We start from the raw sequence: 26,474 nt of genomic DNA on the forward strand, positions 1-26,474 counted from the left end.
GAGCTAGACCATTAAAATTAGAGATGTTTAATTAATTCTTGAGCAACGAAATCAGCGATCCAAGGTTGTGCATCTGGTTTTGGGTGAAGGCCATCATCCATCATCCATTCTGGTTTGGTGACAACATGCTCTAAGAAGAATGGCATCAAGGCAACTTGTTGATGCTGTGCAAGCTTAGGGTAGATATCGTAAAACATATCGCTATAGCGCTTACCATAATTAGGCGGAACCCGAATTTGCATCATGACAACGTCCGCACCAGAATCTTTTATCATGGTAATCATTTTTGAAAGATTCGACGTAATAAGTTTAGGAGGGAAACCTCTTAGGCCATCGTTGGCACCTAACTCAATAAGTACCATGTCAGGGCTATGCTGAGTTAGCAACTGAGGTAACCGTGCTAAGCCATTGCCAGTGGTATCGCCAGAAATGCTGGCATTAATAACTGTTACATCTTGACCATGTTCTGACAACGCATCAGGGAGTAAGCTAGGCCAACTCTCTTCGATCGGCATCTGATAGCCTGCACTCAAGCTATCACCCAAGACAAGTAGCTTTTCGCTCGCATGTGCAGTAGCGGAAAAACAAAAAAATAGAACTAAGGAAAGTATACGAATCATGCAAACACCTGTACTTAATGCACCTATTGTTCAAGCCAATTTGGTTTCTAAACAAGTCTCTACTAATCAAGAACAATTAACAATCCTCAAAGACGTAAATGTTGACATCCGAAAAGGAGAAAAAATCGCCATCGTCGGAACTTCCGGTGCAGGTAAGTCAACATTGATGACGTTGCTAGCTGGTCTTGATACGCCGACATCAGGCGAAATTACTTTATTAGGTCATGAATTATCAAAACTGGACGATGAAGCACGTGCGAAAATTCGGGCTGACTCTTTAGGTTTCGTTTTCCAAAGTTTCCTGTTAATCCCGAGTTTGAGTGCATTACGTAATGTCACGCTTCCTTGTCTTTTACGTGGTGAAGCCGAAGATGAAGCAAGAGCAGCGGAATTGTTAGCTGCTGTTGGATTGGAAAAACGTGTCGATCATCTACCAAGCCAGTTATCTGGTGGTGAACAACAGCGAGTTGCGCTAGCGCGTGCATTTATGACACAGCCTGAGCTGTTGTTCGCAGACGAGCCTACCGGCAATCTTGACCATCAAACCGCAGACAAAGTGATTGAGCTGCTATTCGATCTTAATGAACAGCATGGGACAACTCTGATTTTAGTAACACACGATGGTCATCTAGCAAGCCGATGTGACCGTATTTATCGTATGGAGGCGGGTGAGCTTAAGGAGGAGATGTAATGTCTGCAGTATCATCAAGTGAAGCAACATCCACAGAGCAAAACAGTACAACACAGCACTCGCCGAATAAAAGTTTGATACGTTGGAGTTTCGGCGAAATAAGGCAGGGGAACCTTTGGCCTATTAGCGTTGCTCTTATTCTCGTGATTGCGAGTATCTTTGCGCTTTCTGCATTAGCAGAACGAATGGAGCAGGTGATCGTCAAGCAAGGGAAGGATGCATTAACGGCAGATGCGGTGTTTGTGTCTGCTAATCCCATTCCGGACACGTTGTTAGCCTCGACTGAAAGCCTTGAACGTTCGACGATGACACGCTTTGCCACTATGGCATTTAGCGATAATGGTATGCAGCTTATTTCTGTAAGGGCGGTGGATGATAATTACCCTTTAATGGGAGAGCTCGTTCTTGAAAATAATCCAGCCGGTCGCGTTAAAGAGAACCAACTCTGGCTTGATGAGCGGATTATGACTCAACTAAGCGTAAAGTCAGGTGACAGTGTCACGATAGGCGATGCCGAGTTTACTGTATCAGGCGCAGTATTGATGGAACCAGGCTTGAGCTTTAATCCATTTCAGCAAATGCCTTCTGCATACATTCATCAAAGTGACGTAGATAAAACAGGAGCAATTCAAGTTGGGAGTCGAGTTCAATACCGTCTATTTTTACAAGCCGATGATAAAACACTAAAGAGCTTACAAGATGATACGCAGCTTTCTCCGAGCGATCGCTGGCGCACGCAAGATACTGCCAGTCGTAGTAATGAGGTTTTTGAACGCACGACGCAGTATCTGTCGTTGACAGTAGCAATTGTCATCATTATGGCGGCGACAACCTTGGTTCTTACTTGTCAAAATTACGTGAACAGCCGGACACAAACTATCGCGATGTTGAAAAGTCTTGGTGCGAGCCGCCGATGGATTGAAAAGTGGTTATTTATTCAAGTCACAATCCTTCTCATTAGTGCCAGTGTCGTCGGTCTATTGTTAGGGAGCGGGCTGGAATATTTATTACGCATTCCACTCAAAGACTTATTACCCGAGCCACTCCCTAGTTACGGCGTCACACCATTGTTGGTGGCATTTATCTCAGCAGTCTTGATTACGGTGCCTGCTCTCGGTATACCATTGTTAGGCTTGATTAAAACTCCCGCGTTAGAAGTGCTACAGCAGGGTAAAGCGCAACGTTCTTGGAAGCGAAGTTTACTTGTTCTAGTTCCCGTTGTTCCACTGCTTTTACTGTATGCAGATAACACCTTAGTTTGGATCGTGCTCACTGGTATAGCGGTACTGTTTGTGGTACTCGCAGCAGTTAGCGTCACACTCACAAAGCTGTTTGCACGTGTGTCAACCCATCCTGCAATGAAGCTTGCGTTGAGTCGTATCAACCGGACGCCAGTAACCAGCGGCCTACAGTTTGGTGCTTTGGCATTATCTTTGATGTTGCTGTCTATCATTTGGCTTGTGCGCAGCGATATTCTCGCGGATTGGGAGAGAACCTTACCTGCAGACGCGCCAAATGTGTTCGCTTTGAACATTGGTGATTATGAGCTCGATAACTACCTAGAAACCCTAGATAAAAATGGAGTTACGCGGTCACAAGCTTATCCAATAATTCGTGGACGACTAACAGAGATTAACGGTCAAAACGTCAAAGAGATTGATTACGAAGGAGAAGGTTCTGACGCGATACGTCGAGAGCTAAACCTGACATGGGGAGATACCCTACCAGAATATAATGATGTGCTTTCGGGTGAATGGACAAACAAAGGGAGTGTATCTGTAGAAGCGGATGTAGCAAATGACTTAGGCATAAAACTCGGTGATACGCTGCGCTTTGTAATAAACAGCCAGAATTACGATACAGTAGTAGATACCATCCGTTATGTCGAATGGCGTGACATGAAGCCTAACTTTTATTTTATTTTCTCATCTGACGTGATGGCTAATTTACCTGGTTCTTACCTCATCAGTTATAGGATTGAAGAAGGAAATGAAGCGTTGTTGACGTCAATGTCACGTGCTCACCCAACGGTCTCTGTTTTAGATATCCGAACTATGGGCGAGAAAATTCAGGCTTTGATTCAGCAAATCGTATCAGCAATCACCATCCTTGCTCTTTTAGGCGTTGTTGCTGGTCTGCTGCTCATCTTTACGCTACTGAGGTTAAGCTTGTCCCAACGCCAACAAGAGATTCGTTTGTATCGCACATTAGGTTCAAGTAAGAAACGGATCAACACAACCCTGTGGGCCGAGTACGGAATTATGGCGTTGATTGCTAGTGGTGTTGCGGTATTCGCTGCGGAAGTTTGTGTGGCCGCAGTCATGACATATGGATTCGATCTCAATGCACAAATTCACCCCGAATTGTGGATAGCTTTACCGCTTGCAACATTTGTTACGTTGGCACTTGTAGTGATGAGTTTGTTGAAAAGATTGTTAACGCCAGTAAACACTTAATCGCAGCGAGTGTTATCAAGTTTGGAACACTCCATGACACTTTTATTTTAGTTATCCACAAAAACAGTGGATAACTTTTGGGATAACTAAATGGGGTAAAAAGTGGGGTGTTTCTGCAGGCTTTGCGCCATGGGTCTTACAGTGAAATTCTTATTCACATAGACAAAAAAAAGTGTCTTCTTAACCATGTCGTCAAGTACTTTTTCGCAAATTTTTTCTACTTTAATGCACTTTACAGGCGCTGTTGGATATTTCGCAAACCCATGAACTTTTTGTGATTTTAATCAAGTCCAAACACGAGTAGAATTCACCGTTAGTAAAGAATTTTCCTTATAAAATTTTTAGTGAAGCAATGAAGTCTGAGTTTCCAAGTTATAAAGATAAGCATATCGCTGTTGTTGGTGGCGGTGTAGCAGGTGCAACAGCAGCAATTCATTTTGCGGAGCTGGGTTTTAAAGTTTCCGTAATAGAGAAGGGCGTATCACTAGTAAATGGTCCACCCATTTGTCATTTGCATGCTGGTGGTAATTTATATCGAGAGATTTCCGAGCGACAATGCTTAGACTTGTTAGCACAATCTATTGATACTGTTCGCCTGTATCCGCTTTCACTGAATATTCGTCCGACAATCATCGCGGTTCCTCATTCCGATGGTGGAGACCCATCCACACTAATTCCGCGATTAGAGGTTGTGAAAAGTGCTTATCAAACGCTCGTTGATAAAGATGAGAGTAATAAAGTGCTCGGCGAACCAAGCGAATACTACAAACTGTATTCAAAAGCGGAGCTAGAAGCTCTCGCGCAACGTACTCAACCAAGTCATCCTACAAACTTCGATGAGTGGTGTATTCCTTTTGCTCAACATGCTGATCTTGAAGCGCTAAAGTATCCTGTTGTCGCAGTTCAAGAATATGGTTGGAGTGTTTTTCGCCTCGCTGCAATTGCCAACTTAACACTAGATACGCTTCCTAATGCTTCGGTCTTCACACAAGCAACGTTTAAGCAAGCCGATTGGATGGGGGAACACTGGCAACTTGGCTATGAACGTGAAGGTATCGATTACCTTATGACATGCGACTACTTGGTTAACGCGTGTGGCTTTGAAACAGGCTCAATTGACAACACAGTTGGTGCCAAGCGAGACAGGTTGGTGGAGTTTAAAGCCGCTTACGTTACGAGGTGGGCAGACTGTCAACAACAATGGCCAGAAGTTATTTTTCATGGCCCGCGTGGAACCGATAAAGGAATGGCTCAATTGACGCCTTATGGCGATGGTTACTTTCAACTTCATGGTATGACAAAAGGAATCACGCTGTTTGAAGATGGTTTAGTGGAGAGCACGAACTCATCTGCTCAACCTGAACTGCCTATGCCTTTACTCTCGAAGATCCGTAACGGCTGGAGAGAAGAAGTGTTAGAAGAGCGAACGAACAACGCCATCAAACACATGGCACAGTTCATTCCCGACTATCACTCTGCTGTAAAAGGAGGAAAAGCATTATTTGGCGCTCAGCAAATTCCCGGCACAGATCCAGTACTCAGAGCGGCAGATGTGACTTTTGAAGATAACCACTACGCGAGAATAGAGGTGGTAAAAGCGTCATCGACACTACTCGCAGCGCAAAAAATGCTTCAATTCTGGTTTGACATCGATCCTAACCAAAATGTGGAAACACAGCATCCGGTCGCTGTAAAGTGGTCTGAACAAGAGGTCGAGCAGTACGCGATTAAACTCACTCAAGAGCGAGGCTATCCACAAGCTTTAGCAGTGCGTTATGGTATGCCTGCATAATCGGCTGTGTTTGGGCTCAGTGGTTGTATTAATACCCAAAAAACTGAGCCCATTGGCACCATACTTCTTGCAAGCCTAGTCTATCTCCTTTCACAAAATTGACTTTTTGTCCGGGTTTCGCCTGTGCCAGTCTAGGTAAGTCAATACGAGCTACGCAGCCAAATTTAGGATACCCGCCAATAGTCTGGTGATCGTTGAGCAGCACAATAGGGTTACCATCGCTAGGTACTTGAATTGAACCTAATGCAATTCCCTCTGATAGGACGCCTTCGTAAGGTGGATTAATGTTATTGCCCTCAAGACGGTAGCCCATGCGATTCGAATTGGGGGAGATGATGAATGCTTTGTTGTAAAATGCTTGGCGAGTGTCTTCATCAAAGTCCTCGTTCTGATAGCCTTCAATCACTCTCAACTTAATGGGTAAGTTGTAATCTGGCTTAAAGCGAAACGTCATTTGCCTTGGTTTACGTTTCGGTAAGTTATGAGGGACAAAGGGAAGAATATCGCCAGCTTTCAAAGCGCCACCATTTGAATCATAACCACCTAGAGATTCTCGCAAGACGGTCGATGCGCTTCCTAAGTGCTGAGCAACATTGAACCCACCTTTAACCGCTAGGTAGGAGCGAAGTCCATTCCTTGCGACTCCGAACTGAAGCTTCTGTCCTTTTTTCAACGTAAAGTCAGACCAATTTGAAATAGGTTCACCATCTATTTTTGCATTTAAATCACCGCCACATATAGCAAGGTGGCAGTTATGCAATGCAATAAAACAAGCGTTACCCAGAGTAATTTCAATTGCAACGCAATTGACTACGTTACCAAGCAAATGGTTGGCCCAACTGTAAGCATAGTCGTCGACCGGGCCACCTTGAGTCACACCGACATGCGCTAAGCCAAAACGACCAAAGTCTTGAACTAAAGAGAGCGGTCCTGGCTTTTCCACCAGTAATCCACCGTAACTCATAGTACGCCTCCTAAATCGATAAACTCTTGTTTTGAAATAGCATTAAAGGTGACCTTGTCACCCACTTCAAACGGTATAAAAGGAGGAGAGTCGGAGAAGAGCGCAAGCGGGCTTTTACCAATAATGTTCCATCCGCCAGGACTATCTGATGGATAGACGGCCGTTTTAGAGTCTGCGATTCCTACACTTCCGGCCGGCACTTGAGTTCTTGGTGTGGCAAGCCTTGCCATGTGCAATTGAGTATCAACGTCAGAGAGAAATGCAAAGCCTGGAGCAAAGCCAATTGCAGAAACCGCGTACTCGGTTTTCGTATGCAGGGTAATAAGATCGTCTAATGACAGACCTCGCTTTTGAAAACGAGATAGATCTAACGCGGTTTCTTCAGAGTAATATACAGGGATAGTAATGTGATTCGGCTGGGAAAGCTTAAGTGATTGAGTATCAAACTGGCTCACGATTTGTTGCAGCTCATTGACTAAGTTCTTTTCGTTGATTCGAAAAGGTAAGTAATCAATGAGAATAGTTTGATAGGAGGGGACAACGTTCATAACAATTGAAGCGAAAGTTTCTCTTATGCTGCGAGCAAGCTCTCCGACTGCATTTTCAGAAATACTCTCATCAAACTTAATGAAAATACTGCACTCGGAGATCAAAGAGATATTAAATTTCTCTTTATGCATTAATTTCCTCCAGCGTATAGGCTTTGGCGGATCTTTTGGATCAGCGCGATCGACTCTTCATTGTCACCATGAACACAAATTGTGTCGGCTTCCAATAATATGTAACCGCCTGAAGCGGTTTTGACACGCCCAGAGTCAGCTAAGGTCCGGACTTGCTCAAGTATCGCGTGCTCGCTTTTTAACACGGCATTGTGCTGTGTTCTAGGAGTCAGTAAGCCGTCATCTTGGTATAAACGATCTGCAAATGCTTCAAATAGCAAGGGAACATCATAATCGTCTGCGATTTCTAAGTATTTTTCGTTTTCCTGTGAAGCTAGGATCATTAACGGTACTTTGAACAGTGCTGCCGCCTTTACTACCGCTCTAAATATCGCATCACTTTTCATCATGTCGTTGTATAGAGCGCCATGAGGTTTTATGTAACTGATGTTTGTGTATTGCGCCCGGCATAATGCTTGTAAAGCACCAACCTGATATATAACCATGTTCGTAATTTCATCACCCGTCATGCTTATGCTTCGTCTGCCAAAGCCTTGTAGGTCGGCGTAACCTGGATGTGCGCCAATATCAACATCGTTGTCATTCGCTAGGGTGATAGTGTCGTGCATGACATTAGGGTCGGAGGCATGAAAACCACACGCGATGTTCGCCATATCAACATGGGGCATCACGTCTTCATCTGCGCCCATACTCCAAGAGCCAAAGCTCTCGCCCATATCACAGTTCAATGTAAGTTGCTGTTTATTCAATGTCATACGTTTTATTTCTACACAAGCAAGGGGTTTACGATGCAGGAAAATGCATCTAGGTTCAGTGACTCACTTCATTCTTCTATCATGAAAACGAAGCTTTTTGAGCAGATAGCTGACGAAAAAGATCACGTTAGTCCATAAAGATGTTGCCGTTATTTGAGTTGATCCGAATTTTAAGGTATTTCGTTTCTTTTCCATCCAATTTTTGAGAATTTAAGGTTATTTTGCATTAGCATCGTGTTAATCTTGTCGCCCTTCATGGGTGATAGATTGCATAATGGTTCTTCTGTCATTTTTGTGGTTGTCTGCGACAGGAATATATATGTCATTACGAGCGAAGCTTATTTGGCCTCTTCTGGTCTTTTTAACGGCTATCTTTGTTATCTCAAAAGGTTACACCTCGTATACTGTATACCAATCGTCTAAGCATGAACTGGTCGAGCAGACAAGAAAGCTGATTAACAATGTTTCTTTCTCAATTAAAGATGCGCTGACAACAAAGGACAAGCAAAAAGCTCAAACTATTCTCGCCAACTTTTTAAACCAGCCAAATGTAACGCGGGTCAAACTTTATGACCAAGATGACCAACCATTCGCTGTTATGGAGATAAGTGGGGCACTAGCACCCGTTCCAAGTCAAACCGAAAGAAGTAGGTTGCACGCTCTAGGCTATGCCTTATCAACCAAATTTCTTTATGTTCTAGAGCCGATTATCCATGATGGCTATGTCATTGGTAGCATGAGAGTTACGCTTTCTCATCGCCCAATTGTAGAAGCCATACAATCTTTACTTCAAGATGGCGCTTTACTTCTTCTGTTTCTGATCGCTGGTGGCACTGTTTTTTACATAAGTATCGAGAGGCTTGTTCTCAAGCCCGTTATGGAGCTTAGCCGCGTAATAGAGAATGTGACACACGGACGAAGCACGGAAAATCAAGCACGCTATTACGCCAACGATGAAATTGGAGAGCTCGCGAGATCTTTCAATCAAATGATGAACAGGTTAACAGTACGTGAGAAGCAGCGGCAACATTCACTAGACACACTAGAACAAAAGCGCGCATTTTCAGAAGAGGTTATCGAATCTGTTCAGCATGCATTAGTTATTACCGACAATTCCGGACGTGTTATTCATTGTAATACGGCGACCCAGCAAATATTTCAAAAAAAATTAGATGAGCTTAAATACGCCAATATTCGTGATCTAATTAAAACCAAAACACCGAATGAGCTGAGTCAGATCCTGAGTCGAGGCCTAGAGTGCGATGATATTCACCTCAAAAATGCAGATAACGAACAGCAGTTGAGCCTAACCAGTCGTCGCCTCTCGACACATGAATACTTACTGTTTTCGATTCAAGATATCACCGAAATTGAAGAAGCCATAAACCGGCAACGTGTTGCGGGACGCGTTTTTGAAAGCAGCCAAGATGGTCTCATTGTTCTTAATCATCGCGGTGTCATTACGATGGCAAACCCTGCCGTCACTAAGTTAGTCGGCTTAGAGGTGGATCAGCTTATTGGGAAGTCATTCATCCAAACGCTAAAGTGGCGCAAGTTACAGGAAATGATGCCTAGTATCATCGAGTCGATAGAAAATTATGGCGTTTGGCAAGGTGAAGTTATCGAGAAGAACCATATTGGTCAGTTTGTACCGATGTTTGCTCGAGTCAATCGTATCGTTAAGTGTGAAGACTATGGTTTCTATGATCTGGTTATTGTTCTTACCGACCTTTCCGGCGCAAAAGAGATGGAACGATTGGAGCATTTAGCTCATCACGATGCTTTAACGGGGTTAGCAAATCGATCTAAGTTCCATTTAGAGTTGGAACAACTAGTACAACGCTCTGGATACTTGCGTGACGAATTTGCAGTTTTGTACCTCGATCTGGATGGATTTAAAGAAGTTAACGATACCTACGGTCATGATGCAGGTGATGAAGTTTTGAAAAAAGTTTCCGAGCGTCTAACATCTGCGACGAGACATAGTGATTTAATCGCAAGACTTTCTGGTGATGAATTTGTCATGTTGGTTAATCCCGCCAATCAAAAAGTGGTCACCCGAATAGCAGAACAGTTGCTCGAGAGCATATGTGCTCCAATTGAGTACAAAGGTCACTTACTCAAAGTTGGCGTTAGTATCGGCGTAAAATTAGTCGGCGTAAATGAGCGCGATGCTACTCGAGTTTTAAAAAGTGCGGATACGGCAATGTATCAAGCAAAGAAAGCCGGGAAAGGCCAAGCAATATTAATGGGATGCGAATTACAAGAGACAGTTTAAATCGTAACGTCAAAGCTTTAAACTAACCCGATTCGCGTCAGAAGGAATAATAAAATGAAAGTACTCGTTACGGGTGGTATGGGTTATATCGGTAGTCATACGTGTATTCAAATGATCGAAGCTGGCATGACGCCAGTAATTCTAGACAACCTGTACAACAGTAAATCTACGGTATTAGATCGAATTGAAAAGGTATGTGGTGTAAAGCCAACCTTCATTCAAGCCGATATCAGAGACAAATTAGCGATGGTAGAAGCACTAAAGTCGCACAATATTGAAGCTGTTATCCATTTTGCAGGTTTAAAGGCCGTCGGTGAGTCTGTAGCAAAACCTCTAGAGTATTACGACAACAACGTTAATGGCACGTTAGTATTGGTTGATGCAATGCGTGAAGCCGGAGTTAAATCGTTGGTATTTAGTTCATCAGCAACTGTATACGGTGATCCTGCATCTGTACCCATCACTGAGGACTTTCCAACTAGCGCAACTAACCCATATGGGCGCAGCAAATTAATGGTAGAAGAGTGTTTAACCGACTTCCAAAATGCGAACCCTGACTGGAGCATTACACTTCTTCGTTACTTTAACCCGGTAGGTTCACATCCAACAGGCGAGCTAGGTGAAGATCCTCAAGGTATTCCCAACAACTTAATGCCGTTTGTTTCTCAAGTTGCGGTAGGGCGCAGAGAGTTCCTTTCTGTGTTTGGTAGTGATTATCCGACCAAAGATGGCACAGGCGTACGTGATTATATTCATGTAATGGACTTATCCGATGGTCACGTTGCTGCATTAGAAAAAGTAGGTAGCAAAGCTGGCCTTCATATCTATAACCTCGGTACTGGTAACGGCTACAGTGTACTGGACATGGTGAAAGCATTTGAAGCCGCAAGTGGTAAAGATGTCCCATACCAACTTGTTGAGCGTCGTCCAGGTGATATTGCAGAGTGTTGGGCGGATCCATCAAAAGCGATGAATGAGTTAGGTTGGAAAGCAACTCGTACTCTAGAAGAAATGACTGGCGATACATGGCGCTGGCAGTCTACTAACCCTCAAGGTTATCCAGATGCCTAATCTTTAATTTACATAATAGTAACAAAAAGGCGCATAATTGCGTCTTTTTTGATCCAAATCGGAAAAAATCGTAAATTACTGGTTAAAAGGTAGCAAGTATATATAGAGCTGTTAAACTATGCCCGACTCTTAATTTGGGTTATAAATTTTCTCGTAGCTATTGGGGTAGTTCATGGAACTCGGTCTGATCATCACTTTCATCATTGCAGCAGCAGTAATGGTGAAAAAAGAGATGGCAAAACAGTAAACTTTCATTTTTCATACTTTTCTTTACATTTTTGAAATGAAAGCCATAAAAAAGCCAGCATTACGCTGGCTTTTGTGTTTTTAAGGTTTAGAACTCGTATTTAACACTAATGTTGTAATTACGCTCAGCTTGCGTTTTGTCTCGACTTAACTCAGTCTTACCGCGAACATCGTTCCAAAGATGGTATTCTTCATTCGTTAGATTCATAACACCAGCACGAATGGTTATATCTTTCATTGGTTTGTAGTACGCCGTTAAGTCAACGACTGTCGCAGACGGCAAAGCAACTTGGTCTTTGATTCCGCCTTTATCACCATCAGAGTTGATATCACTGTTCGATTTCTTAGCCGTGTAGTTTACTTTTAGGCTTGTCCCCCAAAGTGCATTTGGTGAATCGTAATTTACAGCAGCTACGGCATTCCATGGGTTTACACTGTTCAAAGGATTACCATCACCATCTTCACCTTCTGTGTATGCTGCAACAAAGCGAGTTGTCACGCCTGATGGAAGACCAGCAATGGCATGCCAATCAAGACGGTTAGAGAGCTCAACCCCTTTAATGTTTGCTTCACTAATATTGATATTTGTGAATTCAGTTAAACCACCATTGTTTGATGACGTTTGCTCAATAAAGTCACTGTAATCACTGTAGTAGAACGCTACTTCAGTTACAGACGCTGCAGTGTTATGACGGTAACCAAGTTCATAAGACAAACTCTTTTCAGATCCCAAATTTGGGTTAGGGCGGTTGGTATAGCCATGAGCCGGATTATCGTAGGTGTAGTAAAGCTCGTCGAACGATGGCGCTCGGAACCCTTGGCTCACTTGCGCGAAGATCGTGCCAGGTTGCGATACAGAGTAAGTTGCTCCTAAACGACCAGTTAATGCAGAGTCGCTAAACTTCTCGAATGACTCTTCAGAAGTATTTGAAGGATTAGTAGAGAAGTAATCGTAACGCACACCTGGAGTCAGAATTAGCTTGTCATTAAGAAGCGAAATTTCATCTTGCAAGAATAAACCAAAGCTTTCTTCTTTTGCATCCGGTGTGTAAACGTAAACAGTATCTGGCGTGCCAGGATCGGAATTAAACTCGCGATTGGTATTACTGATGTCACTATGTTTGTACGATATTCCGTAAACAATATAGTGATTTTGAATCTCTTTATCTAACTGAGTTTCGAATTCAAATTTGTCTTCAGTATATTCGTAATCTTTTTTCTGTTGGTTGTCACCACTAGGCGGTACGTAAGGTGGGTAACCTGGGCTGGCTTCGATAAAGCGATTAGACACGCCGTTTTCTTCTTTACCAATCCATGTAAGCTTGGACGTGATCGTATCCGAGATAGCTGCATCTGCAAACCAAATGTGCTTGAGCCCAATGCGATTTTGCTTGGTTGTGTCTTCAGCGTTGAAGTTTTTGTAACTTTTATGTGCGATCTCTGAGTCAGTCTCGTTGTAAATAACTTCTCCCAAGAACTCCAAGCGATGAGCGTCATTCAATTGAGATTGAAGTTTTACCAATAGATCGTTTTTGTAATAATCTTGGTTGTCCACAGAATAGTTATCGTAAGGCGCCTTAGAGAAATTTTGTAGCTCTGCACCATCACGGCGTGTAAAGGCTATAAGTGCTTCTGTATTACCGAAACGCTTTGCTAAAGCTACATGCTCACTAAAAGAGTTATCTTCCGATGAATAAGAGAGTTTAGCTTGACCACCAAAGTCTTTACCATCTTTGAGGAAATCCTTCGGATCTTTTGTTTCGAATGCGACAACACCGCCAATTGCATCACTACCATGTAGGCTAGAAGCTGCTCCTTTAACAATTTCGACACTCTTTAGCATATCGGGGTCGACAGTAACGGCACTAGAATTGATAAACGAATATGGTCCACCGCTGAATACACCTGGTTGAGATGCACCGTCTACTAAGATTTTAACTCGTTTACCTTCCATCCCGCGAATGTTAATACTTTGGACGCCTTGGCGTTGAGTGCCATTAACAGTAACACCTGGCGTATACTCGAATAGATCATTCAAGTCCTTTACCATGTTTTCTTCGATGTCTTTCTCTGATACAACAGCAACAGAAGCAGCAACAGTGTTTATGGTTTGGTTGGTACGGGTGGCCGACACAACGACTTCTTCAAACTTAGAAGCTTCTTCCGCATAAGCAGTATGGGAAAGGGCAACTAAAATGGAGGCTGACAAAATTGATTTTTTATACATTGGCTTCAATACCTTAGATCCATAATAGGTAACAACACGCGGATATTAATGGATCTAAATGGTAATTACTATCATTACCATTGTCATTTATTGATTTGTATTGAATCTTCTTCTTAGGCTATGAGCATTCCTAGTCTTTAGTTATCAATATGTTATATTATTTGTCGTTAGTTCTTGATAAGTTCATCCAAATACAACGAATGTGATGAATATCACATTAAGAGAGGCCATGTGCAGAGTCCAATTACGTTAGAAGCACTCCATATTCTAGATGCTATTGATCGAAGAGGGAGTTTTGCTGCTGCTGCGAATGAGTTAGACAGAGCCCCGTCATCGCTGAGCTATCAAATCCAGAAACTCGAGCAAGACTTAGACATTATTATCTTCGATCGCTCTGGTCACAAAGCCCATTTTACTGAAGCAGGTAAGCTTATTCTTGAAAGAGGAAGAGCCATTTTACAAGCCAGTGAAAAGTTAGTGAACGATGCAACGTTATTGGCGAATGGCTGGGAACTGGATATTACCATTGCCTTCGATGGCATTATTCCTATATCCAACTTTTTCCCGATGGTTGATGCGCTGGCCGAGGTCAGCTCAACTCGAGTCAGGCTGCAAGAGGAGATTCTGGCTGGTAGCTGGGAGTCGTTGAATACGGGGAGAGCTGATTTACTGATTTGCCCATCACTGGATACGCTTCCTCAAGAAGTTAAGTCAGAAAAAATTGGTAAAATGAGTATGTATTGGGTAGCTTCCGCTGATCACTATGTTCACAAGCGTAGTGGTAAGTTTGATGAAGCAGCGCGAGAAAAGTATCGGATTATTGCTATTGCAGATACCGCACGTGAGCAACCAGCGCTCTCAATTAATATCATTCAAAAACAGCCTCGCTTGACCGTCACCAACTTTACGGCAAAAGTAGAAGCGCTAACTGCAGGTTTAGGCATTGGTACATTACCAAGCCAAATTGCACAACCTCTTATTGATAGTGGTGTATTGAAACGAATCGAAGGCACTGAAGAACAGCCGATGGATATTATTTTGGCATGGCGCCGGAACACTATGGGTGAGGCAAAATCCTGGTGTATTCAGTACTTAAAAAAGAATTGGAAACTAAAGTAACAACGTAACTTTTACTTCTTAGATTCCCATTGATTATCGAATGTAAGAAGTAAAAGTCATCGCTAATGCTGCGCTTTTCAATTTAAAGGGAGCACCATATCTGCCGTACCGTCTGCAAACTGGACATCGATCTCAAACCCCAAGTTCTGAGCCAACATCAACATTCCTCTGTTTGTTGGCATGGTCATTCCAGACATTTGCTTTGTGCCTTTAATTTTGCAATAGCTGATTATTTTCTGCATCAGCACTTTGCCTAAACCTTTTCCTTTCAAATCTGAACGAACCAAAATAGCAAACTCAGCGTCACTATTGTCTGGTGTAATCAATGCGCGGGCTACCCCTATGATAGACGGTCCGTCAGTATTAAACGCTACCGCAACAAACGCCATTTCGCGGTCGTAGTCTATTTGAGTAAAGTTTGCCAAAGCCTCATGGTTGAACTCTCCAACTTCAGAAAAGAATCGCTTATAGAGATCTTCTTTCGATACGCTATTAATGAATTGAGCATGCAGCGGCTCATCCTCAGGCAAGATAGGGCGAAGCAGGATAGGTTGGCCATCTCGAAGCGTCACCGTTTCGACAAACTCTGCCGGGAAAGGGCGAATCGCTAGCCGTTTTTGGGCGTCTCCTTCGTACTTACACAGTGTGACATCTGCATCAAGGATAGTTAAATCGCTTCCGGACACTAGCACTGGATGGATATCCAGTTTTTGTATTTCTGGTAACTCAACTGCCATTTGGGAGATACGAACCAAGAACTTCGACAACTCAGTAATATCGAGCGCATCTTTGTGTTTCTGCAGGCGAATCTTTCCAGACTTTAGGGCAACAACGACAAGGTAGCGCGCAAGCGTCATGTTCAAAGGAGGAAGTGCAGCGACGGCATCTTGGGCGATATTCCACTCAGAGCCGCCTTGACCAAGCAAGATCACTGGTCCAAAGACTTTATCTACTGCAATACTAACCCGTAGCTCTTCAGCGCTGCCGAGCTTTGCCATCCCTTGTACCAACAGCCCATGTACATTGGCGGAAGGGTAACTGAGCTTTACGGTATCTAAAATGGATAGCGCTGCGTTGGAAACTTCTCGACTGTTTCTTAAATTTAGAGCGACACCGTGAACATCCGATTTATGAGGAATGTCTGGAGAACGTAATTTAACCGCAACAGGGTATCCAATATTTTCTGCCATATGAACAGCTTCAATGTCGTCAGATGCAATCCACGTAGGCAAAACGTTAAACCCGAACAGCTTAAATAATGGGCTGGTTTGATGCGTATCCAAGGTGACTGTGTTTTTATCCAGTAGTCGTTCGTTTACCCATTCTTTTGCTGAACTCACACTTCCAGAATGTAATGGCTCTGCCGTCGTTGGCGTTTCCATTAGTTGTTTCTGGTTTCGTCTGTATTCGACCAAGTGCATGTATGCTACAACCGAACTTTCAGGTGTTCTATAGGTTGGAATGCCTGCTTGAGTAAAGGCCAGTCGCGCTTCTCTCGACGTTTGTTCTCCTGACCAGTTGGTCAAGATATTAAAATGCTTATGCCGAGGGTGAGATTTGATGGCATTAATAACGACTTGAGCAGTTTCAAGAGGATCAGAAACAGCAGAAGGACTATGCATAATCAATATCGCATCTGCACAGTCGTTATTCATCAGCGCGTTAATGGTATCAATATAGCGTTTTTGGGTTGCGTCACCAGACAGATCAATTGGATTTCGAGCACGCCAGTTGGATGGAAGTACTGCTTGTAATTGCTCAATGGAAGCGTCATCAAGCGTTGCGAGTTGGCCACCACGTTCAATCAAAGTATCAACGGACATAACAGCAGGGCCGCCGCCATTGGTGATGATCGCTAAACGCTCTCCACGAAGTGGCACAGAATGCGTGAGTGTTTCTACCGCGGCAAAAAGCTCATGCGTATTGCTGACTCGTAACATACCAGTTCTGCGAATAGCAGAATCGTAAATTACGTCAAGTGTATCTCCGTCTTGCTGCTCAAAAGTATTCATCTCTTTAGAGCGGCCCGCTTTTAGCACCAATATACGTCGGTTACGTGAAGCGGCGCGCGCAGCAGACATAAATCGGCGAGCGTCTTGGATATTATCAACATAAAGCAGAATAGCTTCAGTGTTTCCATCCATACTCAAATAGTCGAGCAAATCTGCAAAATCGATATCTTGTCCGCGCCCAATCGAAATGAACGAAGAAAAACCAATGTTCTTATCATTTGCCCAGTCTAAAACCGTGGTACAAACCGCCGCGGATTGTGAGATGAAAGCAATTTTTCCGGGTTTAGCTGCAACAGGGGAAAACGTGCAGTTAAAATTGTGCCAAGGAAGGATGATACCTAAGCTGTTTGGGCCTAAGACTCGAATGTTCAATGATGAGATATCTAAAGGATTAGGGTCATCAGAGATAACAATCGCAAACGGTGTGCCTCTCTCATCTAGCTCTTTAAGCAATTGCTCGTTACGTGAAACGTTCGTACACAAAATTGCAATATCTGGCGTATAGGGCAGGGAAGCTACATCAGGGTAAGCGATCACGCCAGATACGGCTTTATATCGCGGCGTTACTGGCATAATCGCGCCACCAAATCCACTTTGTAGAAGGTTGCGTATCACAACATGTCCTGCTCGCAATGCTTTTTGAGATGCCCCAATAACGGCCACAGAGTTGGGTTTAAAGAGTTTATGTAATTTATTCATGCTGACTCCTGGCCGTTTGTAAGTCACGTTGGCTTCTCGGTTTCATATCAATCATAAACGAATAATTTACTGATAAAACATCTTCAGACCAGACATTGCAGAAAATGTGTACGATGCTTATGGAGTTTGTGTTATTCATCACATCAAAATCACAGATTATTGTATTTGATGCTTGATAAACGGCCCTGCTATCGGCATGATTTATCGTAATATTTATCCAGAGCATTTGTTACTTCATGAAAAAAATCGCAATCATCGGCTTGTCAGTTCTGCTTTCTGCTTGTGCATCTGAAACTTACATCACGGATGTGACCTCAGAAAGTTACCGAGAGGACTACAAATCAGATCGTATCTCTAAACCAATTATGGCGTCTGAAAACGCTGTAGTAGAAAAAGACGTACAACCAACTGTTGTGAAAATGACGGCAAAGCCTGAAGAGAAGAAAGTAGTCAAGCTAACGCCAAAAGAGCAGGCGAAGCCAGTTAAGATCGTACCACCAAGTAAAAAGCAAGCTGGCATTCAACGATTCGGCTATACCATTCAAGTCGCAGCTGTGGGTAGCCAAGCGAAAGTCGATCAGTTTGCAAATAAGCTGCCACAGAACGGTCAGCCAATTTGGGAAAACTACAAAGTTGTAAACGGTACTAAGTGGTTCTCAGTTTTGTACGGAGACTACGCAACAAGCGCAGAAGCCAAGCAAGCGATTTCGACTTTGCCAGCTCAATTTCAGCAGTTAAGGCCATTTGTTAAAAGCATTGATGCAATCAAAAACTCAGCTTACCCAACGCTTAACAAATTAAATTAACACATCAAATAAGGGAGCGAATAGCTCCCTTATTTATTTGCTCAAATCCTATTCGAACAACATTCCTCACATTAAAATTACTGTACGTCACACTTCAAAGGTTTATCATAATAAATAGTATCTTTTGTAGGTCACGGAAAGATGGATTCATGATTAAAAATATTCTTTTACTATGCGGCGGTGGCTCTTCTGAGCACGAGATTTCATTATTGTCTGCAAATTTTGTCGAACAACAACTAAACCTTATTGAAGACGTTCACGTTACACGCGTAGAAATAAAAAACGAAGGTTGGATGACCAACCAAGGTGAGTTGGTTTACTTGGATCTCAATACCAAGCAGTTGTGCTCAAGTGAATCTAATCAAACCATTGATTTCATCGTGCCTTGTATACATGGTTTTCCTGGCGAAACAGGCGACATTCAATCTCTGTTTGAAATCGCAGGTATTCCTTATCTTGGCTGCGGGCCAGAAGCGAGTAGCAATAGTTTCAATAAAATCACATCTAAGCTTTGGTACGACGCTATCGGCATACCCAATACGCCATACTTATTCTTAACGCGAAACGATGAAGAAGCTCACGTTCAAGCTCATAAAGCCTTTGAAAAGTGGGGAAAAGTTTTTGTTAAAGCCGCTCGCCAAGGCTCTTCCGTTGGCTGTTACAGTGTCACAAAAAAAGACAAGCTTTCTAATGCAGTAAATGATGCTTTTGGGTTTTCTGACCAAGTGTTGGTTGAGAAAGCAGTAAAACCTCGAGAACTTGAAGTTGCTGCATATGAGATGAATGGCCAACTACATATCACTAAGCCAGGCGAGGTCATCGCGCCTGATGGTGCTTTTTACTCGTACGATGAAAAGTACAGCAGTTCAAGTCACTCGCTCACAGAAGTTGAGGCGAAGAATCTAACTCAAATACAATTAGATTCCATCCAACACGCGTCTGAGACGGTATTTAAACAAATGAATCTTCGTCATTTATCTCGTATCGACTTTTTCCTAACGGAAGATGATGAGATTTACTTAAACGAAGTAAACACATTTCCAGGAATGACTCCGATCTCAATGTTCCCTAAAATGCTTCAAAACAACGGGCACAAATTTCATGAGTTCTTGGAAGATTGTATAAACAGTGCAAAGTGATTAACGTTATCGAGACGCGTTTTATGATACAAGTTGTTTTCTAGAGCAAGGTTTATTCAAGCCGTATTTGAATATTGCTCAGTAGCAATTATGATTATATCAACGCATTAAACAGATGACTCAGTGGTATGGCGATTTCAAATTATAGAGGTTTTAACCTGCAGTCAGTCGGATCAGATGGCAGTGTTTGGAAGGTTAAAATCAAGAACCACGTCTTACAGGGAAGTTTGACGGCGGTAAAGAAAAGCATTGATTGGTGGTGTGACACCGCATCGATTATTGATCCCAAAGAGTTTGCTTCACTCGGACAGAGAGTGCAGCAAACAGGTGTTGCAAAATCAGAGGTCTTTAACGGCTATACTATTCAAAATGATACAGGCCAACCTAACTCTTGGTACTGTATGTTTAATGGTAAACTGATTAAGGGCAGTAAAGCCGCTATTCAACGCCATATCGAAGCTTATTTGGTTGCAAAGCAAAAAGCGATGCAAGCTCAACAACAAAAGAAACAATAGAATGACTCTGGTATATTCAACAGAAACCGGTCGAATTAAACCGGAAGAAGAAAAAGTATCTCGCCCTAAAGGCGATGGTGTTGTTCGGATTCAGCGCCAAACGAAAGGCCGTAAAGGTAAAGGCGTATGCATTGTTACAGGTTTAGACTTGGATGATGCACCTTTAAAGTTATTAGCGGCAGAACTCAAAAAAGTCTGTGGCTGTGGTGGCTCTGTAAAAGATGGCAATATCGAGATTCAAGGTGATGCTAGAGACAAGATCAAGGCACATCTTGAAAAGAAAGGCATGACAGTCAAATTAGCCGGTGGCTAATTTAATATTTCCAGTAAACAAAAATGGCGTCTAAAGAAATAGACGCCATTTTTTATAAGTTGCTAATTGAAGAGCAAGCAATCGTAGATTGATAGATCGATATTAGCTATTTTATGGTAAATAACCATTATGTTTAATGCTCACCGTAAGGCCCTTAAATTTAAAATCTGCAGGGGAATAGGAGCATACTCAGACAACATTTAGCGTACGGCTATATGTGATTTAACATAATATACATAATGCGAACTTAAGAGTTAGAAGATTAGCATTGGTAAAGTCAGTTTAGTTACACTGTATTTGGCTTTTGCTTCCTTGCAAATTTCATCAGCTGTCTTGTATGGGCCATGAACTTCGATTCCACCACAGCGACCACTTGAACTGTATCTTTGGTTACGTCCGACACCATGCACGTTGGTTTTGCATCTTGCTCATTCGATATGAGTCAACATGGACACGCATTTGCTTAACCCAAACGTGTAAGTACTAGATTATCTTTATAGGAACAAGGAATCTAACAGGTGTAAACTCTCTACTTTTCAATCTATACCTAGATCTTTCTTCATATGCTCACTCAACTCGTTAGTGGTTCTTACATTAATCTTATGTTTGCAATGATGGATTCTCAACTCTTCACCAAATAATTTTACTAGTGATTTGGTATACAAAGCACTAATATTATTTATTATTCTATACAATGTATCTTTCTGATAAACAGATCTTTTCGAATTTTGTATTGCAGTCTTCATATTTAAATATCCTCACACGTTTAACTTTATAATTTAAAGTGTCAATTTCAACTTTTATTATTACTTTTTCCGATATGGAATGAGTCATTATCAATGATGCACAATCAAGAATTAAATCACCCGAATCCAACTTAGTAATTTCACGAGACAAATTTTTTATTTTTAAATCTTTATTTTTTATATTTAATCCGATTGATTTAATTTCTTCAGGATATCGGTTTAACTTAATATCCAATATGATTTTATTAAGATAGTAGTCTGCCTTTATTTCATGGCGGCTTTTAAATATCATTGTCCCCCTCCGATGATGCAAGTTATACTTTCCCACCAGTTAAAAGACAACGTGACTCAGAGTTGCAAAAAGGTAACAATCATGGAATTGATGAACAATGAGCTGATCTGCTTTGCAGCCATTTGTAAACACCTCTCTCTTACATCGGCATCAAAAGAACTTGGAAAGTCGAAAGCTCAAGTCAGCAGGCAGCTAGCAGCATTAGAAAAACAACTTGGCGTAACACTCGTCCACAGAACAACAAGGAAACTCGTTTTAACTGATCATGGCGAAAGCATTAGAGAGCTTGCTATCAAGACGTTAGAGAGTTTGCACGAGTTAAATTACAGAGCTAGCTCGTTGAGTGAATGCATTGATGGAAAGTTTAAAATCACAATGCCCAACTCTATAGCCTCTTCTATTTTTGGTTCTGTTCTTAAAGACTTAAAAGAACGATATCCAAAAGTTGATTTTGAAATATCGTCAAGTAACAATGTAGAAAATTTATTAGAAAGCAATGTAGATTTAGCGATTAGGCTTAATAATGTTATTGATGACACTCTTATTGCACATAAAATTGGTGATTATAGTGATGTTTTGATATCTAGGGTAAGTAATGCCAACAACAAAACACTATTAATCTACAAACATCATTCGAATAAGGAATCAATTAAAAATCAATATACTGATGTTATCGAAGTTGATAACACCTCTATTTTAATAAACTTTGTTTCTGAGGGAGTTGGGGTTGGTGTCATTCCAAACTATCTTGTTAAAAGTAACTATATAGACAAAAACATCCGAATATCGCAAACTTTTGATATAGAACGTTCCATGTATATTGCCTACCCTTATCAAAACCCTTTGCCAAGAAAGCTAGCTGAGATATCTACTTTTATTCGGTCTGAGTTATCACAAGTATTGAAGAGTGAGTCATTTTAGGGCGGTTGTTCAGATTTAGAATTTTGCGTTGTCTACTCAACTAGGCCTAACGCTAATTTTTGTAACATATTATTTCAGCGGCATTTATTAACCCCCCATCTTTATGCTTGCTATCACAATGTGGGATGCTCTTCCGCTTTGTTATCAAGGTTTTGCGTGGAATAAATCACGTGGGGTAAATGATAGATTGACTTACATTAAAATTTTCATCAAAAGAAACTTTATATAAAATTGATTTCATACCAATCTATGTGTATCTTCTACCCATATCCCCACAATAACCAAGGAGAATGCCATGGATAAGCTACTCGCGTCTGCATTAGAAATTAAGCAGCGAACTATGGTGACTGGCTTTTTTGCTAGAAATGGATTCAAAATCGCTATGACCGATTTTGATGATGTCACTTTTGAGCGAGAAGGCGTGCAAGTTAACGTACATTTTGATCTGCAGTCAAACGCGGAGTCTGCATCTGTTTTATCTCATGAGGCATCAATCATTCCTGGCTAAAAACTTTTATTATCACCGATACACCAAGCCGAACATAAACGTTCGGCTTGTTAGTGACAAAAAATGATGAGTGCGAACAAGAGTTGTCGATCACTCGTCTAAATAGACGATTAATAAATCAGCTTCAACCTCGTTCACAACCTTTGGTATCGATGAAAAAAAGCGACTCAATAAGTTGTGATGATGACCACATACAACTAAGTCTATCCCCTCTTTTTTGACGATTCCCGATAGTTTTATATGAAGATCGCCGATTACTACCATGGTCTCGTTTACTGGATATAAGCATTTATCAGCGAGCTCTTGCAGCCTTCTTTCCAATTCTTGCTCTTCCTTCGCTTCCATGACTATGCGATCAACATCTACGTAAACAAATGAGAGTTTGCTGCTTGAGTTATCTGCTTGCATTATTGCTTTTTCGATAACGGCTTGGCTAGATTGAGATAAGTCGACAGCAACCAAAACGTGCTTATAACCCATCATTCCTCCCTAGGTTAGTTTTTGTTCTCATATTAAGTCTAGTCCACATAGAGCGAACACAACATCAAAACTACTGCTACATGATAGTTAAAGGAGTTTAGTGTAAAACAGGCAAATAGTTTTCATTACAACCTTGTTGCTTCCTCTCATCCAAAGATCAACGATGTTTTTCCAATTTCTTCTCTAATTATCGGACTATTTAACAGGAAGGATGCCAGGAAACGTTACGTTGTAATGCGCGTTACTGCTCTTGATTTCTACTACTCTTGAGGATTCATATTACCCACTTCAACGTCGCCTAGTTTAGTAAAACTACTTTAGATTAAGCATATTCAATATGTAACGCTCCGCTCAAATCCAGGAGACGTATTTCGGCTAAAAAAGCAGCTCAATAAGATGAATTTCGATTCATCTATTACATATGTCTGCGAGTGCTTACTGTTCTTATATCGCTTATTTAATAACTCTAGTTTAATTATCGTTATAAGTTACGGTGTCTCTTTTTTTCTTTTTTTAGCATAATCTTCTGTCTGAGAACGAAGCTCTCTTGGGCTTTGTAATTAAATTACAAGATCAATCGCGACCAATATGGTTGGCAGATTAAAAGACCGAGGTAAACAATTGATATAATAGAGTTTAACTTATAAGTTCTTTAAAAAATGCCTAACTACCTGCACTGTGTAAGCCAAGGTTAATATGATGAGGTAAAATTTTACTAACCCGCTATTTAGTTTTAAAGGTAGTTGCACAAGATTACAATCATAGAGGTATAGTAAATTTTAGTTACAGCGTAACCAGGGTGGTGTTTGGGAGTGTAAAGGAATAGAAAATAGAAAGGCAAAAAAACAGGGCGTATGCCCTGTCCATGAATTGATTAGTTTTGTTGCTGTTGTTTTTCTGCGTACTCAGAACGAATCCGTTCGGCAACAATTTTGATAGCTTCTGCAGTACTTGTGCCCTTCGCCATCAATTCTTGAATTCTCTCTACAGCTTGTTGTTGTTCTTGGTGAGATAGAGGGGGTAAATCGTCAAACATAAAAAGCTCCTCATTTTGAGGAGCTGACTATAACGATTCAATTAATAGGTAGCAAGGAAATTAATGGATGCACCCATAGCGTTCTCGTTTGTGTACTGAGCTGCGATATCCAATTCGAACAACTTAAGTGGAGACAACCCGATACCAGCAGTAATGGTTCCTTCGTCCTTACTTCGAGCTAAGTTCTTCATATACCCTGCTCGTAATGCCATTTGACGCAAAATATCAAATTCAATACCAGCTCGAATCATTTGCGTATTATCATCAAAGGATGAAAAACGTTTTTCTTCGTTAAGATCGTAGTCAACACTCATCGTAAAGTAATCGGCAACAATCCCTGCCCCAACGGTGTATACAGGACGCATGCTATATTCGTATGATTTTATCGTATCGCTGCCATATTGGAATGATTTTGTTTTAACGTCTCTTCCGATCAAATTTTTCGCTGAAATACCGAGACGATATGGGCCAAAGAACCAAAGTGCGCCTGCGTCTAAGTTAAACATCGTTTCCGCGGTCTCATTTTCACGTAAGTCTTTAGTATCAAAATTCTGAAAACTCGTGGCGTATGAGTACGTGTATATACGCTGAAGTTTAGGAGTAACACCAAAAGAAAGGTGTTGGTTCATGAAATTAGTGTATTTAGCAAGTGAAATACCAGCTTCAGCCACGCCAATAGAAACACCTTGTACATAGCTATCATCTAATGGATTAGTACCTGAGGTATCAACATTTGGTTGTACGAATGATTCAGTGTATAGCTTACCGTATGCAGTTGCAGATAAGAATTTGTTGGGGATACCAATGGCAACGACACCACCAAGATCAAAGTCTGTCTTTTTCCCATCGATAGCATCCATCGATTTTTTGATTTCATCGACGTCTGTTAATTTGCTGATGCGTTCGATCTCATCAACTAGATCATATTGATCATCGTAGCTGCCACCAAAACTTGGCACGATCATGCCTGCATCGTCATTTCGACGATAAATCGCAGTAAGAGCGGGGTTGAAAAAAGGCGCAGTTAGATAAGTTGCTGATACGGTACCAACACCACCCATTGCATCACTACGAGCCTCTATCGCATAAGTAGCAGCAGAGGCAGCATTAGCGAAAAGAATAGTAGCAACAGAAGTGGCAAGAATTTTATATTTGTTTTTCATACTACACTTGTGATTTTAGTTCGTCCTGAACCTTTATCGGCACAAGTAGTATTTCTTTAACTATTCTTCCTGGGAAAGATCATAGGTTCGGCTAATAGTTTGAGCCTGCTCAACAATTATATCGCCCTGCCAACGGCGACTATTGATACTTACCGCCAATACGTATCTATCGTTTGGGACACCCGCTAGCTCCAATGAATTTGGATAGTTAGACTCGTAAGTCTTTTTCCACATTTGCTCGTACTGGCCATCAATGTAGTCATACAAACCGACTTCAAGTTGCGGTAATGGACAATGGGGATTACGAAGTGCGCTCTTTTCTACTTTCCAATTCTCTTTAGATGTCCAACGAACATATTGAGAAGAGTTTGAATCTCCAAGTATTACCCAAGTTCGATACTCTTGTTTATCAGTAGAAACAACGGTTAAGTGATATAAACCAGCTTCAAGCTTACCGGTTAAGTTATAGCGTTTCGAGTAACTACGCTCGTTGGCAAGTTCTGTCCCGTTCGGCTGTTGTTCATAGCTGAATGAACTGTCCGCGGATATAGAATCATCCACCCATCGATTAAATGAAATATTTTCGATGTCAGTTGTAGCTCTTAGCTTGATTACCAATCTAAATGTATCTCGCCCAGGGCTTTGAATAGTCTGACGAATAACGTTCACACCACTTATCCAATCAGGCAGCGTTACACCAGTGAGAGCCTTGCCACAGTTTTTAGATAGTGACTGACCAAGAAGATCATTAAGGTGAGGAGTCAAATCTTTACTTGGTTCCGTTTGCCAGAGTTCAACAAGAGAGTTGAACATACCCGCAAGATCATCTTCAAGTAAGTGTTGATGTGCCTGTGTTAAAGGCGTGTTAGTTTGAAACCAGTCCATTGCATGGACTGGTTTCACTAACGCTAATGAGAGAACTACAGGGAGTAGTATTTTCATTAC

The 26,474-nt window shown here is 41.7% G+C and carries 23 protein-coding genes; 12 read left to right on the top strand and 11 right to left on the bottom strand.

Going from position 1 to position 26,474, the window contains the following annotated elements; translation table 11 throughout:
- Positions 1-17: 17 nt before the first annotated feature.
- The gene (tesA, locus tag R8N49_RS07375) at positions 18-620 is read right to left on the bottom strand and encodes a multifunctional acyl-CoA thioesterase I/protease I/lysophospholipase L1 (RefSeq protein WP_005376324.1); all 603 of its coding nucleotides are present in this window, start codon (positions 618-620) and stop codon (positions 18-20) included.
- On the opposite strand from tesA, the gene R8N49_RS07380 reads away from it, so the two are divergent.
- From R8N49_RS07380 to R8N49_RS07390, 3 genes are all read left to right on the top strand, one after another.
- Positions 619-1,311, top strand: a complete 693-nt coding sequence (locus tag R8N49_RS07380) for an ABC transporter ATP-binding protein (protein ID WP_047101137.1) — start codon at positions 619-621, stop codon at positions 1,309-1,311. The two genes, tesA and R8N49_RS07380, sit on opposite strands and share 2 nt — an antisense overlap.
- On the top strand, positions 1,311-3,767 hold the full coding sequence (locus R8N49_RS07385; RefSeq protein WP_186585313.1) for an ABC transporter permease: 2,457 nt from the start codon (positions 1,311-1,313) through the stop codon (positions 3,765-3,767). The genes R8N49_RS07380 and R8N49_RS07385 overlap by 1 nt, the downstream gene beginning before the upstream one ends.
- Before the next feature lie 352 nt (positions 3,768-4,119).
- Complete coding sequence (locus tag R8N49_RS07390) at positions 4,120-5,559, top strand: FAD-dependent oxidoreductase (RefSeq protein WP_186585312.1); 1,440 nt, start codon at positions 4,120-4,122, stop codon at positions 5,557-5,559.
- Between the two features lie 28 nt (positions 5,560-5,587).
- Here the strand turns inward: R8N49_RS07390 and R8N49_RS07395 are convergent, their stop codons facing one another.
- Genes R8N49_RS07395 through R8N49_RS07405 form a run of 3 tightly spaced genes read right to left on the bottom strand, consistent with a single transcriptional unit; the run spans position 5,588 to position 7,958 of the window.
- Entirely contained in the window at positions 5,588-6,523 is a 936-nt protein-coding gene (locus R8N49_RS07395) for a biotin-dependent carboxyltransferase family protein (RefSeq protein WP_258489416.1), read from the bottom strand.
- Positions 6,520-7,203, bottom strand: coding sequence for a 5-oxoprolinase subunit B family protein (locus R8N49_RS07400; protein WP_005386313.1), 684 nt, complete (start codon positions 7,201-7,203; stop codon positions 6,520-6,522). The genes R8N49_RS07395 and R8N49_RS07400 overlap by 4 nt, the downstream gene beginning before the upstream one ends.
- Positions 7,203-7,958 carry a 5-oxoprolinase subunit PxpA gene (locus R8N49_RS07405; RefSeq protein ID WP_186585310.1) on the bottom strand — a complete coding sequence of 252 codons (756 nt, stop codon included), beginning with the start codon at positions 7,956-7,958 and terminating at the stop codon, positions 7,203-7,205. Before R8N49_RS07405 ends, R8N49_RS07400 begins: the two co-directional genes overlap by 1 nt.
- 319 nt (positions 7,959-8,277) lie before the next feature.
- Here R8N49_RS07405 and R8N49_RS07410 point away from each other — a divergent pair, with 319 nt between their 5' ends.
- The gene (locus tag R8N49_RS07410) at positions 8,278-10,236 is read left to right on the top strand and encodes a diguanylate cyclase domain-containing protein (RefSeq protein ID WP_186585309.1); all 1,959 of its coding nucleotides are present in this window, start codon (positions 8,278-8,280) and stop codon (positions 10,234-10,236) included.
- Positions 10,237-10,290: 54 nt separating this feature from the next.
- Positions 10,291-11,307 (top strand): UDP-glucose 4-epimerase GalE, encoded by a 1,017-nt coding sequence (galE, locus tag R8N49_RS07415; protein ID WP_005386320.1) that lies wholly within the window; start codon positions 10,291-10,293, stop codon positions 11,305-11,307.
- A gap of 334 nt (positions 11,308-11,641) precedes the next feature.
- On the opposite strand, the gene R8N49_RS07420 is transcribed toward galE, so the two are convergent.
- Complete coding sequence (locus R8N49_RS07420) at positions 11,642-13,780, bottom strand: TonB-dependent hemoglobin/transferrin/lactoferrin family receptor (protein WP_258489417.1); 2,139 nt, start codon at positions 13,778-13,780, stop codon at positions 11,642-11,644.
- Positions 13,781-14,011: 231 nt separating this feature from the next.
- Between R8N49_RS07420 and R8N49_RS07425 the strand changes: the two genes are divergently transcribed.
- Positions 14,012-14,899, top strand: a complete 888-nt coding sequence (locus tag R8N49_RS07425; RefSeq protein WP_017634152.1) for a LysR family transcriptional regulator — start codon at positions 14,012-14,014, stop codon at positions 14,897-14,899.
- Between the two features lie 77 nt (positions 14,900-14,976).
- Here the strand turns inward: R8N49_RS07425 and R8N49_RS07430 are convergent, their stop codons facing one another.
- Positions 14,977-17,610 carry a bifunctional acetate--CoA ligase family protein/GNAT family N-acetyltransferase gene (locus R8N49_RS07430; protein WP_186585306.1) on the bottom strand — a complete coding sequence of 878 codons (2,634 nt, stop codon included), beginning with the start codon at positions 17,608-17,610 and terminating at the stop codon, positions 14,977-14,979.
- 236 nt (positions 17,611-17,846) lie between these two features.
- On the opposite strand from R8N49_RS07430, the gene R8N49_RS07435 reads away from it, so the two are divergent.
- The 4 genes from R8N49_RS07435 to yciH all read left to right on the top strand — a co-directional run bounded on the left by R8N49_RS07435 (position 17,847) and on the right by yciH (position 20,383).
- Complete coding sequence (locus R8N49_RS07435) at positions 17,847-18,416, top strand: SPOR domain-containing protein (protein ID WP_005390018.1); 570 nt, start codon at positions 17,847-17,849, stop codon at positions 18,414-18,416.
- A 149-nt stretch (positions 18,417-18,565) separates the two neighbouring features.
- The gene (locus R8N49_RS07440; RefSeq protein ID WP_025767772.1) at positions 18,566-19,555 is read left to right on the top strand and encodes a D-alanine--D-alanine ligase; all 990 of its coding nucleotides are present in this window, start codon (positions 18,566-18,568) and stop codon (positions 19,553-19,555) included.
- A 128-nt stretch (positions 19,556-19,683) separates the two neighbouring features.
- Positions 19,684-20,070, top strand: coding sequence for a DUF3319 domain-containing protein (locus R8N49_RS07445; protein WP_005376294.1), 387 nt, complete (start codon positions 19,684-19,686; stop codon positions 20,068-20,070).
- Position 20,071: 1 nt separating this feature from the next.
- The gene (gene yciH, locus R8N49_RS07450) at positions 20,072-20,383 is read left to right on the top strand and encodes a stress response translation initiation inhibitor YciH (protein WP_005376292.1); all 312 of its coding nucleotides are present in this window, start codon (positions 20,072-20,074) and stop codon (positions 20,381-20,383) included.
- 687 nt (positions 20,384-21,070) lie between these two features.
- Here the strand turns inward: yciH and R8N49_RS07455 are convergent.
- Positions 21,071-21,421: a hypothetical protein gene (locus tag R8N49_RS07455; RefSeq protein WP_132936447.1), complete on the bottom strand. Its 351-nt coding sequence runs from the start codon at positions 21,419-21,421 to the stop codon at positions 21,071-21,073.
- 81 nt (positions 21,422-21,502) lie between these two features.
- Between R8N49_RS07455 and R8N49_RS07460 the strand changes: the two genes are divergently transcribed.
- Positions 21,503-22,342, top strand: coding sequence for a LysR family transcriptional regulator (locus tag R8N49_RS07460; RefSeq protein ID WP_054576202.1), 840 nt, complete (start codon positions 21,503-21,505; stop codon positions 22,340-22,342).
- Between the two features lie 295 nt (positions 22,343-22,637).
- Positions 22,638-22,850: a hypothetical protein gene (locus R8N49_RS07465; RefSeq protein ID WP_005376260.1), complete on the top strand. Its 213-nt coding sequence runs from the start codon at positions 22,638-22,640 to the stop codon at positions 22,848-22,850.
- A 90-nt stretch (positions 22,851-22,940) separates the two neighbouring features.
- Here the strand turns inward: R8N49_RS07465 and R8N49_RS07470 are convergent, their stop codons facing one another.
- From R8N49_RS07470 to R8N49_RS07485, 4 genes are all read right to left on the bottom strand, one after another.
- Positions 22,941-23,330 carry a universal stress protein gene (locus R8N49_RS07470; RefSeq protein WP_017634770.1) on the bottom strand — a complete coding sequence of 130 codons (390 nt, stop codon included), beginning with the start codon at positions 23,328-23,330 and terminating at the stop codon, positions 22,941-22,943.
- An 874-nt stretch (positions 23,331-24,204) separates the two neighbouring features.
- Positions 24,205-24,366, bottom strand: coding sequence for a YoaH family protein (locus tag R8N49_RS07475; protein WP_005376257.1), 162 nt, complete (start codon positions 24,364-24,366; stop codon positions 24,205-24,207).
- 41 nt (positions 24,367-24,407) lie between these two features.
- Positions 24,408-25,529 (bottom strand): conjugal transfer protein TraF, encoded by a 1,122-nt coding sequence (locus R8N49_RS07480; protein WP_053349901.1) that lies wholly within the window; start codon positions 25,527-25,529, stop codon positions 24,408-24,410.
- A 60-nt stretch (positions 25,530-25,589) separates the two neighbouring features.
- Positions 25,590-26,471: a DUF2861 family protein gene (locus R8N49_RS07485; RefSeq protein ID WP_053303637.1), complete on the bottom strand. Its 882-nt coding sequence runs from the start codon at positions 26,469-26,471 to the stop codon at positions 25,590-25,592.
- Positions 26,472-26,474: the final 3 nt, after the last annotated feature.

The sequence above is a fragment of the Vibrio sp. 1978 genome (genome assembly GCF_033344345.1).